The organism is Neptunomonas japonica JAMM 1380 (assembly GCF_016592555.1).
In the GTDB taxonomy this organism is placed as follows: Bacteria; Pseudomonadota; Gammaproteobacteria; order Pseudomonadales; family Balneatricaceae; genus Neptunomonas; species Neptunomonas japonica_A.
This window is the reverse complement of record NZ_AP014546.1, coordinates 1,585,442-1,602,735: the sequence shown is the minus strand read 5'-3', so window position 1 is coordinate 1,602,735 and position 17,294 is coordinate 1,585,442. Positions and strand designations below refer to the sequence as shown.

The following is a 17,294-nucleotide window of genomic DNA, read 5'->3' as shown; positions in this document are numbered from 1 at the left end:
ACTCCTATGTGGTTGATACAATCCTTAACGCCCAGTGATTCAACTTACCCTGATCAACACCGGCATGATCCGAGACTCTTAGCTTCCAAGCACCCTTAACCGCTTCACCTTGGAAAACCTGCAGCGCAGAGGCATTTGATAAGCTATAAATTTTAATCACATTATTGGCAGAGCCGCCGGTACGGTTGTGCAGCAACACAGAAGTAGCGCTCGGGGAGGTCAACTCCACTTTTAAATCACCCACATAGGTATGCGTGATATCCAGTGAAACTTCGATGCTATCCAGACGCCCGGTTTTAGAAACAGCTAAAGAGCGCTCAATACCACCTTGGACATTATCGGGAATAATCACGCCCGGGCTCTCTTCAACTACAATTGAGGTGTCTGCTTGCCCTTTAACCTCCAACGACCACGCTTTTAATCGACCACGGTCCACCAGCGCCAGATCCTGAACATGCAATGCCCACTCCCCTTTAACCGACTCCCCTATTAACGCCAATAATCCAGGAGCCGAGGTGTTATCAAACTCAACATGAAGGTCATTGCCACTACCACCGGTACGATCATGTAACGGTACAACCGAGCCTGAGGGTGATATTAGGGAGACGCGTAAGTCACCGATATAGGTATGGCTTATATCAACGTTGACCTTGATAGATGCCAATGAAAATTCACGTGCACAGACAATTTTATCCTTTATGCCTCTCTCGTTATTATCGGGAATACTTCGGTCCGGAGTAGAGTCACCTTGGAAGGTTTTATCTCCCACTGGTTGATTACGGCTTAACGCCTCAGCGACAACGGCATTGGCATCCACACGCCCATGCCCAAACCATGGGCTCCAGCTACCCTCGGGCTCTCCTGTATCAATGAAAGTACCGGCATCAAAAGGAGAGACAGGTGACACATCCCAATCAGTATTCATGTCAAAGTTAGCCGGTGGCGTGCGTGGATAACCACTAAAATCAAGATCTTTAGACGCTGTCTGCTTGAGTATGGAAATAACCTCAAGCGCACTTAAACTGGGGTTTGCAGAAATTGCCAAACCAGCGATACCGGCAACGAGAGGCGTTGCACTGGATGTGCCGCCAAAACTATGGGTTACACCGCCTGACTCACCTGTTGTAGTGGTAATGCCTAAGCCCCTCACTGTCATACGGTAATAGGCATGGCTATTACTGGAAGGTGCGCACACACCAATACCTGGGCCATAATTTGAGTAATGGCTACGCCTGGCTGTACTCGCCAGTGCAGCAATATGCATCACACCCGCAATACCCACTAAATTATTGCGAAACACGCGTGTGGTTCTTACCCCCACCCAAACAAGCGCACCACCTTGCACTTCAACACCATGATCATAAGGAACGGGTTGACTCGCAGTATGATTAATCAAACAGTTTTCATTGCCTGCGGCCCAGAGAAATACAATGCCCTTGCCACGCCGTCCGCCCGTTAATGCCAATGCTTTAATCCGATTTATAACCGGCAAAGCCCAAACACTGGTCGGCACACCGCCCCATGAGTTGGACATCACATCGGCTTTATCAGCAATATAATTAAGCGTTGTCAGCAATTTTGAATCACTTATAAACAGAGAGGGCCCTGAAGACTCCCATTGAATCGGTAACAGTTGGCAACTCGCTGCAGCCCCTACCGTAAGTACCGAATCAATCTCACCACCGATAACACCACAGCATGATGTCCCATGATTAGACCCGGCTTTGTACATCTGTTGAGGGTCTGCATCAATATCCACAGCAGTGACCAAACGCGATCCACGAAAATAGCCCCATGATGCAAACTTATCAGGAGAATCAAAGTCGTGGTGATCCAGCTTGCAACCATCATCGGATACAGCAATGACAACCTCGTCACTGCCAAATCCATCGAGCAGCCCCCAGGAGTTCTCGCATAAAACACTAGAACGCGCATCAAAATCCGCGTTATTCAAATGCGTATGTAAATGCCACTGTCTGGCATAATCGGGGTCGGTCGGAAGAGAAAATTGTTCAGCATTCATTCGCTGATTTAAGTCATGCTCAGCGGCTTCAAGTAAGGGCTCTTCTTCTGTCAGTTTCACAACCAACTTAACCGGATTCATCCCCGTATGGTTGGTTAACTGAAACAGGTAATCACGATCGCTATAACTAGCCGTTTTTACCAAACCGTAACGGCCAGCAAAATCATCAATTTGTTGATCTGAGAGTGCTTGTTTGAAAGTAACGAAAATGCGGTCCGTGATTAAAAACTCAGCGCCCGAATCAGACTCGTAATATGCGTGGTGGGTTGGCGCAACAATACGACTACGTGACATCAAAGCATCAAGCTCCGCACCGCTCGTATTAACACGTGTTGATGCAGATGAAACCTGCTCTGATGATGCAATAGCGCCATCATCCAAACCTGCAGACAGTGCTCTAACGACCATTTGGTCTGGACTTTTTTCCAGTGCGACCTTCTGGCCGCCACGATAGGTGTAGGTTTTAGCTGACTTATTCATCATATGCCTCCTAACCGCTAACTGTTATCAATCCTTATATTTTCTATGCGAACGACTGACTATTAAAACTCACCACATAACCACTCTCGACGTTAATCCTCTTGCGTTTTATCAGCAGGAGATGATCTTTGCCATTTACCTGTAGTCCAATAACCACCACCTCTAACCGTTCCTATATGCGCCTTAACATTGACCCGCCAAAGATTGGCAAGTAACTGGCTAAAACTTTCTCCAAGCTTCCCATCTCCAACATTACAACCTCGTAAAACCGCTTTTCCGTCACCACAAAATCTAGGGGTCAACCTAGCCAGGAGTTTTGCCATTCCCGCATCATAAATATCCGATGTAGAGTCCAGGGCACCTCCTCTGATATGTTTACCTGCAACGCTTCCAGTACCGTCTCCAACTGAAATACTACCTGGAGAGCCATGTCCTATAATGGTTAATGAGCCCATACAACTACCCACTTCTAATTCGCTTTCTATCGATTTGACCATCCCCTCAACACTGGATGCATCAATTTGTCCCCATGTCAAAATGCCCCCTGCTACGTTGAACCCGTTCCAGCTATCCCCCCAATCCAAAACCGTTACATCTTTTTTCTTAATAGCATTCTTGCCGGAACGTACACCTTTAAACTTACTGTTTGAGGTCAATACTGAGGGTATAAATGCCTCTCGAGTCACGGTGTTGTAATACATGAAATGCACGTTAGGGTGAGGGTGTGGCCTCATAACCCAAGCTTGCTGATTCTCACCTTCACTAATATTGATAACTTTTTTAACACCTTCCCAACTCATCACCGCAAATGTATTCGTAATCTCGTGCCGTTGGTACTTAGGATCTGCAGGATTAGAGTCCGCAGTTAAAAAATCAACACTATAAAGCGCATCCATGGTCACATGAGCTTCAACGTTTTTTTGGTCATTCCCAGTCAAATCAAAAAACGTCGTTACCCCATCTTCGTAGTTAATCGATGGGGAGAATTTTCCGGGGTTACTCAAAATATATTCATCCTCAACAACCTTGGGTTTACGCAATGAAGCCATTTTAACTTTGACCTTATTTCCACTTCCCGGATAGTAGAATTGAACGGCTATCTCTTTTTTTCCTCCTGCTAATAATTTGAATGTGTAATATCCTTTCTGAGCAACATCCGGATCACGTTTTAATCTGATAACGCCTTTATCTAAAGAAGAAATTGGCATTAACGGTGCTCTATTCTGTTGCGACTGCCCCTGCTGTACAACATGCGTCATTTCATGGGCAAGCAGGCGTCGCCCTGTAGAGGTATGTGGAGCGAACCGCCCCGCAGCAAACACAATATCCTGTTTAACCGTATAGGCTTGAGCACCCAACTCCAGTGCTGATTGATTAGCCAAACTACCGGTATGCACCCGCACACCCGAGAAGTCATATCCAAACCGTTGCCCCATATCTTGCTGAAGGTCTTTATTCAGAGGTTGCCCCTGACTCACTAGCGCCCGATCTACACTCTCTGGCGCCACACCTGACGGCTCACCTGACGATAATGAAAACCTCTGTATACGTGGAAAACCAACAGTTGATGTTGGCAGTGGCATGGTTAAAACCTGATCCGCGACCCGGTCCGCCTCCTGCTCCAATGGGTCATTACTGGCACCGACTACAAGCTTCCTTTGCACTGCATATTTTTTCTTAGCGCACGCTTCACACTCACCTTTTGGACTATGCTGGCCACATGCACACTTACGTTGTAATAAACGAGGCGCTGCTTGGTGCTGCGTATTACTTGTTTTGTCCATGCGCTCGTGACTCATTAGCTTTTCCCAATCTTAAGTTGATTCATTAAGCCGAACCTTCACCACTATCTCTAACTCCTGCCGCGTTGAGTAGCGCAATAACAGCGGCAGCAGCGGCTGTTCCTAAGCCACCAACAATCAGCCCAAACTCACATGCGCCTGAAGCAAAACAAGCAATTACCGCTGCTGTAGCCGCAGCGCCCAATAACACGCTTATCCAATAAGGCAAATTCACAGGAGTGGGTGCATCACCGGACTGATCCCTACAATTACAGCCAAATTTCATACCACCCCATTGGCACATGCCTCTACGGCCGGCAGGCGTGGTGCATCTAGCGCCATTACAATTGCGACCATTTCGCCCTGCACATCCAGCCCGCTGAATAACCCGGGATACCTGACCATTAGCCGATTGCTGGACTACATGTGTTAACTCATGCGCTAACAAGTGACGACCGGAGAGTGTATTAGGCGAATACTGATTAGCACCAAAAACTACATCACTACCAACGGTGTAAGCTCGAGCATTAATAGCATTGCTTGATTCAGCGGCTTTAGAACCGGTATGAATGCGCACGCTAGAAAGATCTAGTTGTGTGTATGGTTTTATTTGCTCACGTACTGATGAAAAATGAAGAGGGCTTGAAGGTAAAGCATCTGCCACTTGATCGGCTTCTCTTTCATAAAGACTATCCACTGCACCTAGGCTCAGACTACTTGCAGCAACGCCTCTTTGAGTTGAGCTTATCGGCGCATTCACTAATGCTTGTGTTAGGTGCTGCTCCATAAAAGAGCGCGTTGTAGAATCTAACGGCTGTCCAGCTAATTGCAGCTCATCGTATACCGAAGCAGGAACCTCATTAGCTTGGGCATTTTTTTTGCTACATGCTTCGCATGGGCTGCTCACGCTCTTATGCTGACCACAAGCGCACTTACGTTGCAAAATATGTCTTGATAATAACGCCGTTGATCGATCAATTTTTTTAATTTGAGGCACATATAACATTGTCATTGTCTGATCCCCCAATACACCGCATTACCAATTTTTTCACCAACATCTCTGGCACTTTGGCTGCTGTTAATGAAAATAGGATGGGTTTTAACATATGGGTTGGATATGAAGGGCAGTAATGTTGTTGCGCTCCTTTGAGACACTCGCTGCTCCTGTAGTTTGGCCTTCAGTGCAAGCACCAAGGCGGTATTGAGCGCTTGTGTCTGGTGCGCCTGAACATCAATTCCATTCAACACCAGCGTCTCGATATGCAAATTAATACTCATGCGACCGTCCCTTCCGGTTCATCCCACCAAAAATCTGACTCTTTAGCAGGGCGTTCCAGTTTTTTGTATTCACTGCGTGCGGCACTCAGAACTAGTGGCATACTGATTTGAGTGTTTTGTTGAGCGGCTAAAAATGCAGCATTAATGGCTACGTTATGTATATTCCCACCCGTCAGGCTCAATTTAGCAAGATGCTGATAATCGAGTGTTCCATCAATGGGAGTTTGTGCTGGAAACACCCTCTTCCATATGTCTGCGCGTTGCTCAATAGCGGGAAATGGAAAATCGACAATAAAACGCAAGCGCCTTACAAACGCTTTATCCAATGCACTTCGCATATTGCTTGCGAGAATAGCGAGACCTCGATAGGACTCCATACGCTGTAGAAGGTAATTGATTTCAATATTGGCATAACGGTCATGACTATCTTTTACCTCAGTACGCTTACCAAACAGTGCGTCAGCTTCATCAACAAATAAAATGGCACCGCTATCTTCTGCCGCATCAAACAACTTGCGAAGATTCTTTTCCGTTTCTCCAATGTACTTGCTCACTACCGACGAGAGATCAACCCGATACAGATCAAGCTCAAGCTCATTTGCTATCACTTCAGCGGCCATGGTTTTCCCGGTTCCGCTTTCGCCGACAAATAAAGCATTAATGCCTAAGCCACGATTCATTTGCTCACGAAAACCCCACCCTTCATAAACATGATTGCGATACGCCACTTGCCCCACAATTTGCCGAAGCAACTCTGTTTGCTCCTGCGGCAAGACCAATTGATTCCAGGTAGCTTTACTATCAATTCGTTGTGCTAACTTTTCCATACCGGCACGAGCAGAAACACGACAGACGCCCCATAGTTCGCCATTTAAAGCGGTTTCACTCTCTTTACATCGTTGCAAAGCGGTATGTGCCAAAGAGTAAATATCATGCTGTGAAAAAGAGAACTGCTCTGCCAAACGTTGAGAATGCCCGCTGTTAGATTGCTGCAATGCATTACTCCACAGTTGCTGCTGTTCTTGGGCCGTTGGCTTACTGATATCAATTGAGACGTGCCGTTCAAACCCTACCCCCCTACTTCCCTCAATACTGACAAAAGTAATCCCTTTGTTATGTTCCAAAAAACGTTGAAGTAAATGCTTTTCAGAATCACTGCTATTAGACACATAGAGATATAAAGCAAGCGGCATTAAATAAGACTCTCTCTCCCAAAGGCGCCTAAAGGTTTCAAAATCACCATTATTACTGGGGAGTGATTGCAAATTAATAGAAAAGAGATTCACATCTAGAGCAGATGAGACACTCTCAGCCACTAAGCGTTTACTGGCAGAGTCATGCCCTAACAACTCAATAACAGGTATTTTTTGGCTGCCAAAACTTGCTTGCAATACAGCAACCACCTTATCGACTTGTTGCTGTTGAGAAAGGGGTAACGCGTAGTCTGCATTCAACTGAGAATCCATTGAGTCCAACAAAGGAGACAAGCGGTCATCAAGATAGCTTAGCCCTTTAATATAATTAACAATACGCTCGTCAGCGCCTAATGCTGCGGTCGTTAAAGGCTGTGTACCTGGTTGGTTAATTTCCAGTAACCGCCAATACCGCAACGGCGCTTGAGGGGTTAATACATTCCAATCTGGGTCATCAAAAAGCGTAAATGCTAAGGCAAATGTCGGGTGAGTTTTGTTGCGGTCGTTCTGTGCTTTAGCGCACAATTCACCAATGCGGGTGTCGAGTTCCATCGCCGTGCATAGCGCGAGCACCTGAGTATCAAACCTCGACAAACCAAGGGCTTGTGATAACAACACCATGGCAGGAGGAGGGTCGTTTTCTTCCAGCGCCTCCATAGCTTTACGGGCCTTATCTACCTCTTCATCTTTGGGTGCATGATCATGACGAACCGTTGTTTGTGTCGCTTTTCTGCGGCTAAACCAAGAACCCCATGATTGAATTTGGGGCTCAATTTCAGGTTCAGTTTTATGTATGACTTGCTGTAATACCAAGCGCAACCATATCAACATGGCTGATAGATATTGCTCATTGGTGCTGACCCAGTCCGGATGTTGTTTCATACGATAACCACCTCCATTGCAGCGTCAAAAACAGGAGGCGTTTCACTTTTATTGACCAATAAGCTATCGATACCATCGATACGTAAGCGAACATGACGAGTACCCAGCGCTGCACTTTCAATGATAAAGTTCAATGTATTGGTCGAGGCTGAGTGTGCTTGCGAGAGCACTTCTTTATCACCTAATAGTAAGCTTGCACGCTGTTGTGGCAAGATATTCGGGCTACAAATCAATGTTAATGCCACCGCACCCACACTATTACGCGCTACGGGGTTAGGGGGAGCAATTGACAATATCTGAGGTGCAATCGTCAGTGGGTATATATTCGTTACACTCTGCCCACCCACCTTATTAATAACAGCCTCGACTGCATAAACCCCTACCTGCCAACCTGCAGGAGCATTAGGAATATCAACACGCAATTGTGTGTTGGTTCCACCCGCTAGAGCCGCTATCTCAATAGGGTTGGCAAGGTTCTGGTGATTAAAGCGCACAATACTGGCGCCAACCAAGTTGTGCCCTTTCAGTAGTAACCCGTCCCCCAACACAGCGCTTTCGTTCTGACTAAGCAACTCTATTTCTGTAATAGCTGGATACGGTGGAATAAGACTAGGCTGAGCGATGACACCTTTATCAGCTTCTCCACGGATGAGTACCGGTAAAGGTGTTGAGGATGGGCGCGCACTTTCGATCAGCACTAACGACACCTCATATCCTACCGACAACCTATATTCTGCCGACTGAAAGCTTGCCCATAATTTAGACATCTCATCTAGTGACAAGCCATCAGCGGTAATGCGAATGCGCTCTGTCTGATGGTGTAGGTTCGAGTCCGGCATGATGCCAATGATATCTGTCGGGCCTAAAATTGGATGATCATGTAAAAGACTCATTAACTGCCCCATTAACTGCTGGCCAGAAATATCATCATCATTAGCACCGTAAGCAGTTATAAGATACTTCAGTGTTAATGGCATTGGCGGATACGCACTCTCTCCATTTCGGCTCGTACCGGGAAGTGGTGCATTATTGAAAGCAGTGTTAACGTGTGTGCCGTACAGAAAAACATTGATCTGTTCGTCATCACCGCTACGCGCTTTGCTAGGAGGCTGCGTCGTGATTTTAGCTTCATTATCAACGAGCCCATGCAACAAGCTTTTTAGCGTTGCAGTGACAGTGGCTAATGCGGCGGGGCTACTCATCCCTGCCTCCGGCGATCACGCTGCTCTAAATAACTTTCCAGTGTCATGGTACTCACTGGCTTTTTACTCGTATTAACCTGTGGGGCTGTACTCTCTGTTACGGCACGTACGTCAACACGCCCAATGGTGACATTGATCACCGGTTCAACATTTGCAACTTGATTCTGTGCCTGCCAGCGCTGCTGTAACCCAGAGCGCAGCTCTGCCAACCAGTCTGGTGTTTGTAATTCTCCAGTCGATATATTCTGCTCGCTGAGTGCTTGCCGTTTAACATCAGGCTTGCCCAATACAGAACTAGCTGGCTGGCTAGCAAGCTTAACTGGCTCACGTAGAGGTAATTGATCGTCCGTACTTATATTTGTGACGGTATGTGTGTTTGTACTTAAGCTCTGAAGGACGGTTTGAATACGTTGATTAAGAGCATGATCAACGATCAGCGGCGGCTGCTTCTCTTCTGATAATGGTTTCTCTTGCGATACTGGTTTTGTTTTTCCATTATTGCGAATAAATGGTGCAGAAAATGGCCCATCAAACGAACCTTTAGAAAAAGAAGATTCAATTGAGTTATTAAAAAGCGGCTCTTGGTTTTTCTCCAAAGAGTTAGTCTTAACATCAGCACTGTATAAATTAAGCTCAGGGATTTTTTTAATTGTTTCTAGACTAGAGAGATTATGTACAGGGACTGTTTTATTTGGCTCAAGGCTGCTTTGCTCTTGTGGCCGCATGTTTGCGGATAACTCACTCCTTATATGTGGCGAGTCATGCTCTTGTACAGGCACCTGAGCAGTTTCTTTTAAGCTTTTTTCTTCAAACCTTAATGGCTGTCGCGGTTGCACGATAAGCCTATTACCAGACAGCGTATGTGTCTGAGCATTATCGGTTTGGTTGCGCGTCATTAAGCTTTGAATAAAATCCATTATGCCCCCATCATCCCTAGATAGAGTTGCCGGCGAACAGGACTAAGACTCAAGATCTCTTGCTCACTCCAGCCATATCCCACCGCCAATTTATAAACGGTTTGCAGCGTACGCTCAGCCCAGCCGTTAACCTCTTCCCAGAGAAAGCAGGCAATATCAAACAATACCGTCCATTCATGAGAGCACTCAGGGCATGCCAGATTAATGCGGATATCAGCTTGAGGATCTAACTGCTCAATACGCCCCATCAGAGCTTGAACAATCGTCTCCGGTAAATGATCAGGTTCATAATCAGAGCCTTCACGTTTCACCTCTAATACACAATGAGATAACAATTGCTGCTGTGTTGATAATGCACTCTTGCTGTTTACAACCGCCGCAATATCCAAACTATTGGGTAAGCGGAACTGCAGTTGATACGCATCTTTCTCAAGCTCAAAGTGTTGATCACTGGCGTGTTTACCATTAGGAACCATGAAGTCAGACAGGTTATTTTGCCACTCCAGTTGTTCATCGCATTCAGGGCATGCCGACCTATTTAACAGTAACTGCCCAAACAAACGCTCGCGTAACTGCATCAGTAGTAGGTCGCGCTGCCCGATGCTCAACTTTGCTAGACTGTCTGATTTTATTTCTGGAAACGCAGCAGCCAACAACATTAAGGCACGTTGCAACAAAGGCTGGTTCAACCCTTGCTCCCATACATTAAGCAGCTCGTCTGCGTTTAGAGATTTCATCAGCCATTACCCAGCTGCAGGCTCTGTAAATTCAGGTTCAACAGGCTCAGACACATCATAGTCACGCTCCCAACCTTCGTTTTCTAACTTCAAGGACTGAATCGCAACAGCGCTACCGCTGGCATCCAGTTCGGGTAAGGCTTGGTACTCAGATACCCAACAACGGAACACCTTGTACGCGATGGCCAACTGCCCCGCTTCGTTATACATCTCGATAACGATATCTTTACGAAAATCTTTGAGTGATACCTCCGCGCCTAAACCTGAGCCAAAGTTCCATACTTTATTGGCCCACTGCTCAAACTCTTTGTCGTGAGTAACGCCTCGCTCTAGCGTGATTGCTTCAAATTTTGTTTGTCCCGGCGACTTACGTTCGGTGCTTGGGTCTCCCCCTTCTCGATGAGTGATCGGTTCATTGGTGCGCTTAAGCGCACCTACTTTGCTGATGCCTGCGACATATTTGCCATCCCATCTCACACGAAACTTGAAGTTCTTGTAGGGATCAAATCGTTGTGGATTAACACTAAACTGAGCCATGATTTACTCCTTCAAACCTCAAGTTCGCCAGCGATCTGCTGGAATTTAATAATGACAAATTCAGCAGGTTTCAGTGGGGCAAAGCCGACCACTATATTGACAATACCTCGGTCAATATCATTCTGAGTGGTGGTTTCTTTATCGCACTTAACAAAGTAAGCCTGCCGCGGTGTCATTCCCTGAAAAGCCCCTTGGCGGAAAAGGTTCTGCATAAATGCACCAAGGTTCAGCCGAATTTGAGACCACAATGGCTCATCGTTAGGCTCAAACACGACCCATTGGGTACCGCGATATAAGCTCTCTTCTAAAAACAGCACTAAACGGCGCACTGGAACATACTTATACTCATCAGCCTGCGCGTCTGCACCTTTCATCGTTCGTGATCCCCAAATCACTTTCCCATAGGTCGGAAATGTTCTAAGTGCATTCACACCCAGAATATTCAACTGGCCATTTTCAATATCATTCATCGTAGGACTAATAGCCGCCACGCCATTTATGGTTGCATCCGTTCCTGCGGGTGCTTTCCAAATACCTCGCGTGCTATCGGTTCGCGCAAAGACGCCTGCCACAGAACCTGAAGGAGCCATAGCACGCGCCCTAAAGTTATCAAGTGGATCAGAGACCAGCACAGCTGGGAAATACACCGCCGCATTGCGCGATTGAGAAACACCATTTGCCCAACTACCTATGTTCGTTAATATCTGGCCACTTGGAGGGTCAACGATATAGAAAGCTCGCTCATCTTCGCAGAGCTTTATTCCTGCCTGGATTAATGGATCAGCCTGAACCGGTGGCAAGTCTCGGCTTTCAGGAATCGACAATAGGTTAAAGAGGTCAACATCAAGCAATGCATATATCCCGCTTTTAGCCGCTGGGCTACCGATAAGCTCAAGTGCACCGCCTTTACTTCCATCATTGCCCACACTCAACGGCAACAGATCACTAACTACGTTCGGCCGATGCTCTGCATCACCTGTGAATTCACGACCGCCACTGGCCAAACCTAAGCCAATAACCGACGCTAAACCTCCTGAATCACCGACGGCCACACCCACTGAAGATGACTCATTTACCGCCAAAGACCCTATCCGTAAGCTGCCGTTGCCGGTTACATCACCATCAAGGCCAGACTCAACAGCCACCATTCTTGTAGCAAGCCCCGCTGTTGTAATGGCTGAGTTAACATCTGTTATTAATGCACCGATATCAGCATGATTGGATGTAAGTATTAGCGAGAATGCCTCGCTTCCATCCACTGCCCCTGACAATAGATTATTAGTTAGTACCAAAGGAAACGTAATAGCCTGACTAACAGCAACCCCCGAAGCAGCAAAGACTAACGGTGATTGCGTTACTTGAATCGACGCAGACTCAGCATTCACCGTTGCCACCGCGTAATTGGGCGAGTTGGGATTAAGATTAAGGTTACGGTGTGTTTCAAGTACTACCGTTTGAGGCACGCCCCCTGAAAGCACAACTTGAGATACCACTAAATTAAAATCAGCATCAGGATTACGTGTACCGATATGCTCAACACTCATTCGTAGATCATTACCCCACGCGCCAGAGCTCGATGCGACAACATCCAACACTGGGCCTGCGCCATCATTCATTTGCCAGCGTGCGGCCGCTTGCCCTGAAGCAACACGCACCACATAAGCCTGACTCCCACCGTTAGAAAAAAATTGCCGAACCGCATAAGAGAGTGGGCTATCTCGATGTAAGCCACCGTGGTTTCGTTCAAAATCGGAAAAACTACTAATAAACGTAGCCTTATCTAGCGGGCCTTTACTTGTATAGCCAACAAAGGCAGTAATCGATGTTGCGACTCCCGCAATAGTGCGCACACCGCTAGGGATCTCTTCAATATAAACACCGGGGTATGTGAGAGAAACTGGCATGTCCTTACTCCTCTACCTTTGATTGCATTAATGTTTTTGCTCGCCATGTACTGAATTTGAGTCAAAATACAAGTACTTACCGTCTAAGCTAGTTATGCGCTCTATACGAGATTCTGAAACCAGATAGTCCAACGCTTGTTGTACTAACAGAGATGACTCTTCAATACGCTGCTGTGGCAACCACCACTTTGTAATGCCATCAATCGTGTCTACCCCTTGTGGGTGATTACCCAGGTAGCGTCTAATTTCACTGGCGATGCGCATTATTTCGATCTCATCACTGTGGTTGTTTTGCATGCCTGCCTACTCATATTCGTTACAGCAAGGTTGATACTCTTTTAATCAATTCAAGATACATACCAAAACATAAAGTATTGATTTTTAATGAATTAATAATTACCAGTTGTTTTAGGTGGGGCAAAAGGAACCCGGTTAACTTATGCGCGATAAGCGCTAGCATTTAACGGTTGAAGAATTCTTTAGTTAATACATATGTTTGTATGAAGTGGGGTTGTTTTATAACGCCATGGGTTACAGCGTGTGTAGGTGGGTTGTTTTTAACCCAGAGAGGTATATCGCCATGCTTAGGGATAAATAAACGCTAGATAAAAAAATGAAGGAGCAGAAAACTACCTGAGACCATGCTTTTTGATTAACTTACCTAACGAGCGCCGCTCTTTACCGGCAAGCCTAGCGGCTCGTGAGACATTGCCATCGGCTTTTGAAAGTACATGCATTAAGTAATTTTTTTCGAACGCGCCGACAACAAGGCTTTTAGCTTGGTTGTAATCCACATCCCAATTAACACCGGAAATATTAATGCTTTCATTTTCCTCAATCCATTGTGCGGGTGGCGATAACAAAATTGCTGAACCTTCTGTTTCAAGAAAGGCTCGCAGTAAAACATTCTCCAACTCACGCACATTACCTGGCCACAAATACTGACGCATCCATGCATAACAACCCGCAGATAAATGCTTATCTTCACCGCCGTGTTCTAGCATAAAACGCTTTATGAGGTGGTCCGTTAAAAGAGGAAGATCATCAGTACGTTCACGTAAAGCTGGCATGGTGACTTGCATAATATTGAGACGATAAAATAGATCTTCCCTAAAAGTACCGGCTTGTGCCAATTCAGCCAAATCGGCATTGGTTGCTGCAAGCAAGCGCACATTAGCTTTCACATAACCTTGTGAGCCTAATGGTCTATATTGATGATCTTGTAAAAAACGCAACAACGCTACTTGAGATTTTAAAGACAGTGAGTCGATCTCATCTAAGAACAGCGTCCCTCCTTCTGCCTGAGCGACCAACCCTAACTGGTTCTTTTTAGCATCCGTATAAGCGCCCTGTGAATGGCCAAACAACTCATTTTCAAAGATCTCTTCTGGCAATGCACCACAATTAACTGGGATAAAAGGCTGTGCATTACGCCCTCCCATATAATGTATAGCACGGGCAGCTAGCTCTTTACCTGTGCCTGTTTCACCCATTAACAAAACAGACACATCATACTTAGCAGCCTTTTGAATACGCGAGAGTGCTTGTGAAAAAACCGGAGACTCACCAATAAAGTTCATCTGAATAAAAGCTTGTTTAAGCTCGGCATCCAGAGACTTCTCCCCTACAGATTGAGTGTTGTTTTCCAGCATCCGGCAAAAGCGATAACTAATCTCTTCGGCGCTACATGGCCATGTCATCACATCATGGCAGCGATCAATAATACGTCGCTGTTTAAAGCCACTAATGCCATCCAAAATACATAATTTAGGAAGGCCTCCCAGTTCATCAAAATACTGGCATAACTCAAGATTTGATGCCTGCTCTTCAGAAATGAATACCACAAGCGCACTGCCCAGCTCTGCTTGAGTTAAGCGCGCCCAATCCTCTGGCCATATAACATTGATATTATATGGCAAGGTATCTAACGCCACTTTTAACTCACTAAAACGCTCTGGTGTCGAAAAAGGTACAACTGTTATCAGACCCGTATCCACTTCTATTCTCCTTTAGAAGGTGCGAATTAAAGTCAGCTTTTTTTCTTTGAATTTATAATCGATGTGCGGCGATCTTCATCATCAGGAAACACCCGCCCTGATAACAAGCACGCAAATATGTGCTTGAACACTTTACCCGGTGAGCCTTTGTTACTGCCTGATCTAAAGTACGAGTGGCCTTTAGGTCTATCGTAACTGTTGTTGACATCGTCACAATCTACCGAATAGACATTTTGCGGAGTTTCATCAATTTTTTCGGGGCCGGTATGCCCTAACCTTCGTGAAGCTATTTTGTTTTTTAAGTTAGATATTTTACTGGCACGTAACGCGAGGTCATCAGAGGCGTGATAAACAATAACATTACGCGAAGCATGGCAAATCACCTCGCCTTTTTCACCTTCGTGTAGTGTTTCATTAACCACATCCGCTGCCACTAAAAAGGTATTTCTAAAAATGAGCGGCACACCTTGGGGAAGGTCATACTTCTTCCATACCGATAGGGTTTCGCGAAGGACTCGGTTACCCATAGAGTGTGCCAAAACGTTAATGCGTTTGAGGCAAGGGTTATCACTAGGGTTTAGCTTTTCATCATTACGCCATGCTAAGAACTTCTCTAGTACGCGGGCAAAAGGAAAGCCACTTTGATCAGCCGCTTTCTGGTCATCCCAATAATCCTGAACAACGCCAAGATCATTATCACAAGGCCAGATCAACGGAATGACCAAAACTTCTTTCTTTTTTTGCTTCTCGCACAGATCACGGAACTCCTGTGCACCAGCAAAAACATCTTCGGGGAGATTAGAAAAACCATGAATGTAGATAAGAACCTGACGATATTTGGATTCTTTAAGACGCGTTAAAAAATCAATACTGCCAATCTCAGTGTATTCTTTTTTGCCCGTACGCTCACAGAAAAACACCGAATTACTCGACGCATTATTTTCAAGATCAAAGTCAAAAATACGGCCAATTTCAGTTTCTATATTTTGTTTGGGAAATCGATTCGTAATAAATAGCATCCCGCCTCCTAAACTGAGAAGCCTCTAGGTAGTAACGAACCGTGAATAGCCTTGCCGCGGTATCGTTACGCGTCTCAGTTCAATTTATTATAATTATCAGATGCGCATGCTGTATGCCGAACTTACGTAAAATAAGAATGACAATACACTCATGTATAAAGAAGGGATTAATGAAGATAAGACAGTATTTGCCTTAGCTGATAACAAGCATGCACATTATCTTTGCTGCATTAACTTCAACTGCTAACACCAAATCTTGTAGACCAGATTGCTCGGCACTGCACTCCAATTCAAGCAAACGTTCGATTTTTACAACTAAAGTATAATCAACGAGTTCTAACGCCATTCCTAAACATGCTATTTACCGCTTACAAAAAAACATGATAACTCGATGTTTCTCTAAGCTTTTATCTTGTAAACATAAAGAAAACACAAAGAAACGAACTAAAATCCATAATACTGTCAAAAAATAGACTACATTTAATATGAACGGAAAAAATAAAAGCTTGGAGCTATGAGATGAGTTACAAAATATTTAATAAAGATGGACGCCCTGTTGGCGATATCCACTCTAAAGAAATGAGCTTAAAAGCAGCCAAAGCACTAGCCGAAAAATGGTTTGGTGAAGGTAGCTCAGTTAAAATAGATAAATAAGAATATCGATTCACCGCTTGGGCAAATGCTACAACCTCGCTCAAGCGGCCCGCTCCATAGCCAACAATTCGATCGACCCAAGCCATCATACCGCCGAACTGTAACGCAGTATTTGGCATGCTTTAGATACAAACCTTATAGCCATTAAAAAGGCATAACCTTCACAAATCACAATAGAGACTTTCAACAAAACTAGTCTAAAATTAAACTTGTTTCTTAAATACCAACATAATGCACGGAGGCAATATGTTTAAAGTAATCACCTCAGACGATAATACACACTACGTACGCTATAACCCTCAGGGCCAAATGCTCAGCGTTAACCACAAAGCCAAGACGTTAAAATGGCTAATGCGAGGTTATGATGATTTTGATTTATCCGAACACTTCGAAGATCATAAAAACCCGACCCAACATGAACTAACTCTCTTCCGACAAAGATGCAATATTGAGTATTCAGAGCTATCTTTGCTTTTCATTCAACAACCCCTGAATCCTTTCTTCTAACTGTTTAACACCAAGCTTTACAGATTGCTGACACTGCCACTATTGCTCTAGGGATTTACCCAACCAATTAAGGATGTCAGCATATCCCAAACTACCCACCCCGTTTAGGTAACATGCCTACAGTAAAACCAAGTTGCTCTCATTACCCTATAGCGTACAAAAGACACATACCGAAGCCCGCAG

At 45.2% G+C, this 17,294-nt stretch carries 15 protein-coding genes; 2 read left to right on the top strand and 13 right to left on the bottom strand.

The features are described 5' to 3' along the window. Window positions 1-4: 4 nt before the first annotated feature. From NEJAP_RS07505 to NEJAP_RS07445, 13 genes are all read right to left on the bottom strand, one after another. Entirely contained in the window at window positions 5-2,503 is a 2,499-nt protein-coding gene (locus tag NEJAP_RS07505; RefSeq protein ID WP_236591101.1) for a proprotein convertase P-domain-containing protein, read from the bottom strand. A 92-nt stretch (window positions 2,504-2,595) separates the two neighbouring features. Beyond that, window positions 2,596-4,302 carry an eCIS core domain-containing protein gene (locus tag NEJAP_RS07500; RefSeq protein WP_201350025.1) on the bottom strand — a complete coding sequence of 569 codons (1,707 nt, stop codon included), beginning with the start codon at window positions 4,300-4,302 and terminating at the stop codon, window positions 2,596-2,598. A gap of 28 nt (window positions 4,303-4,330) precedes the next feature. Continuing rightward, complete coding sequence (locus NEJAP_RS07495) at window positions 4,331-5,296, bottom strand: DUF4157 domain-containing protein (protein WP_201350024.1); 966 nt, start codon at window positions 5,294-5,296, stop codon at window positions 4,331-4,333. Next, the gene (locus NEJAP_RS07490) at window positions 5,293-5,562 is read right to left on the bottom strand and encodes a hypothetical protein (RefSeq protein WP_201350023.1); all 270 of its coding nucleotides are present in this window, start codon (window positions 5,560-5,562) and stop codon (window positions 5,293-5,295) included. Before NEJAP_RS07490 ends, NEJAP_RS07495 begins: the two co-directional genes overlap by 4 nt. Continuing rightward, on the bottom strand, window positions 5,559-7,637 hold the full coding sequence (locus NEJAP_RS07485; protein ID WP_201350022.1) for an ATP-binding protein: 2,079 nt from the start codon (window positions 7,635-7,637) through the stop codon (window positions 5,559-5,561). Before NEJAP_RS07485 ends, NEJAP_RS07490 begins: the two co-directional genes overlap by 4 nt. Then, window positions 7,634-8,839 carry a DUF4255 domain-containing protein gene (locus tag NEJAP_RS07480; protein ID WP_201350021.1) on the bottom strand — a complete coding sequence of 402 codons (1,206 nt, stop codon included), beginning with the start codon at window positions 8,837-8,839 and terminating at the stop codon, window positions 7,634-7,636. The genes NEJAP_RS07485 and NEJAP_RS07480 overlap by 4 nt, the downstream gene beginning before the upstream one ends. Next, on the bottom strand, window positions 8,836-9,756 hold the full coding sequence (locus tag NEJAP_RS07475) for a hypothetical protein (protein WP_201350020.1): 921 nt from the start codon (window positions 9,754-9,756) through the stop codon (window positions 8,836-8,838). Before NEJAP_RS07475 ends, NEJAP_RS07480 begins: the two co-directional genes overlap by 4 nt. Continuing rightward, entirely contained in the window at window positions 9,756-10,493 is a 738-nt protein-coding gene (locus NEJAP_RS07470) for a hypothetical protein (RefSeq protein WP_201350019.1), read from the bottom strand. The genes NEJAP_RS07475 and NEJAP_RS07470 overlap by 1 nt, the downstream gene beginning before the upstream one ends. Window positions 10,494-10,499: 6 nt before the next feature. Further along, the gene (locus NEJAP_RS07465; RefSeq protein WP_201350018.1) at window positions 10,500-11,030 is read right to left on the bottom strand and encodes a phage tail protein; all 531 of its coding nucleotides are present in this window, start codon (window positions 11,028-11,030) and stop codon (window positions 10,500-10,502) included. 11 nt (window positions 11,031-11,041) lie between these two features. After that, window positions 11,042-12,934 carry a phage tail sheath C-terminal domain-containing protein gene (locus NEJAP_RS07460; RefSeq protein WP_201350017.1) on the bottom strand — a complete coding sequence of 631 codons (1,893 nt, stop codon included), beginning with the start codon at window positions 12,932-12,934 and terminating at the stop codon, window positions 11,042-11,044. A gap of 27 nt (window positions 12,935-12,961) precedes the next feature. Continuing rightward, the gene (locus tag NEJAP_RS07455) at window positions 12,962-13,231 is read right to left on the bottom strand and encodes a hypothetical protein (RefSeq protein WP_201350016.1); all 270 of its coding nucleotides are present in this window, start codon (window positions 13,229-13,231) and stop codon (window positions 12,962-12,964) included. 332 nt (window positions 13,232-13,563) lie between these two features. Then, a complete protein-coding gene (locus NEJAP_RS07450; RefSeq protein WP_201350015.1) occupies window positions 13,564-14,931 on the bottom strand; it encodes a sigma-54 interaction domain-containing protein in 1,368 nt (455 codons plus the stop codon). Window positions 14,932-14,963: 32 nt separating this feature from the next. Beyond that, the gene (locus NEJAP_RS07445; protein WP_201350014.1) at window positions 14,964-15,950 is read right to left on the bottom strand and encodes an alpha/beta hydrolase; all 987 of its coding nucleotides are present in this window, start codon (window positions 15,948-15,950) and stop codon (window positions 14,964-14,966) included. Between the two features lie 519 nt (window positions 15,951-16,469). On the opposite strand from NEJAP_RS07445, the gene NEJAP_RS19435 reads away from it, so the two are divergent. Next, a complete protein-coding gene (locus NEJAP_RS19435) occupies window positions 16,470-16,604 on the top strand; it encodes a hypothetical protein (RefSeq protein ID WP_268927839.1) in 135 nt (44 codons plus the stop codon). A 246-nt stretch (window positions 16,605-16,850) separates the two neighbouring features. Beyond that, the gene (locus NEJAP_RS07440; protein WP_201350013.1) at window positions 16,851-17,111 is read left to right on the top strand and encodes a hypothetical protein; all 261 of its coding nucleotides are present in this window, start codon (window positions 16,851-16,853) and stop codon (window positions 17,109-17,111) included. The last annotated feature ends 183 nt before the right edge of the window (window positions 17,112-17,294 follow it).

Excerpts from the sequence above, each read along its gene's own strand:
- NEJAP_RS07505 (WP_236591101.1), bottom strand. The coding sequence starts at position 2,503 with ATGAATAAGTCAGCTAAAACCTACACCTATCGTGGCGGCCAGAAGGTC.
- NEJAP_RS07500 (WP_201350025.1), bottom strand. The coding sequence starts at position 4,302 with ATGAGTCACGAGCGCATGGACAAAACAAGTAATACGCAGCACCAAGCA.
- NEJAP_RS07495 (WP_201350024.1), bottom strand. The coding sequence starts at position 5,296 with ATGACAATGTTATATGTGCCTCAAATTAAAAAAATTGATCGATCAACG.
- NEJAP_RS07490 (WP_201350023.1), bottom strand. The coding sequence starts at position 5,562 with ATGAGTATTAATTTGCATATCGAGACGCTGGTGTTGAATGGAATTGAT.
- NEJAP_RS07485 (WP_201350022.1), bottom strand. The coding sequence starts at position 7,637 with ATGAAACAACATCCGGACTGGGTCAGCACCAATGAGCAATATCTATCA.
- NEJAP_RS07480 (WP_201350021.1), bottom strand. The coding sequence starts at position 8,839 with ATGAGTAGCCCCGCCGCATTAGCCACTGTCACTGCAACGCTAAAAAGC.
- NEJAP_RS07475 (WP_201350020.1), bottom strand. The coding sequence starts at position 9,756 with ATGGATTTTATTCAAAGCTTAATGACGCGCAACCAAACCGATAATGCT.
- NEJAP_RS07470 (WP_201350019.1), bottom strand. The coding sequence starts at position 10,493 with ATGAAATCTCTAAACGCAGACGAGCTGCTTAATGTATGGGAGCAAGGG.
- NEJAP_RS07465 (WP_201350018.1), bottom strand. The coding sequence starts at position 11,030 with ATGGCTCAGTTTAGTGTTAATCCACAACGATTTGATCCCTACAAGAAC.
- NEJAP_RS07460 (WP_201350017.1), bottom strand. The coding sequence starts at position 12,934 with ATGCCAGTTTCTCTCACATACCCCGGTGTTTATATTGAAGAGATCCCT.
- NEJAP_RS07455 (WP_201350016.1), bottom strand. The coding sequence starts at position 13,231 with ATGCAAAACAACCACAGTGATGAGATCGAAATAATGCGCATCGCCAGT.
- NEJAP_RS07445 (WP_201350014.1), bottom strand. The coding sequence starts at position 15,950 with ATGCTATTTATTACGAATCGATTTCCCAAACAAAATATAGAAACTGAA.
- NEJAP_RS19435 (WP_268927839.1), top strand. The coding sequence starts at position 16,470 with ATGAGTTACAAAATATTTAATAAAGATGGACGCCCTGTTGGCGATATC.
- NEJAP_RS07440 (WP_201350013.1), top strand. The coding sequence starts at position 16,851 with ATGTTTAAAGTAATCACCTCAGACGATAATACACACTACGTACGCTAT.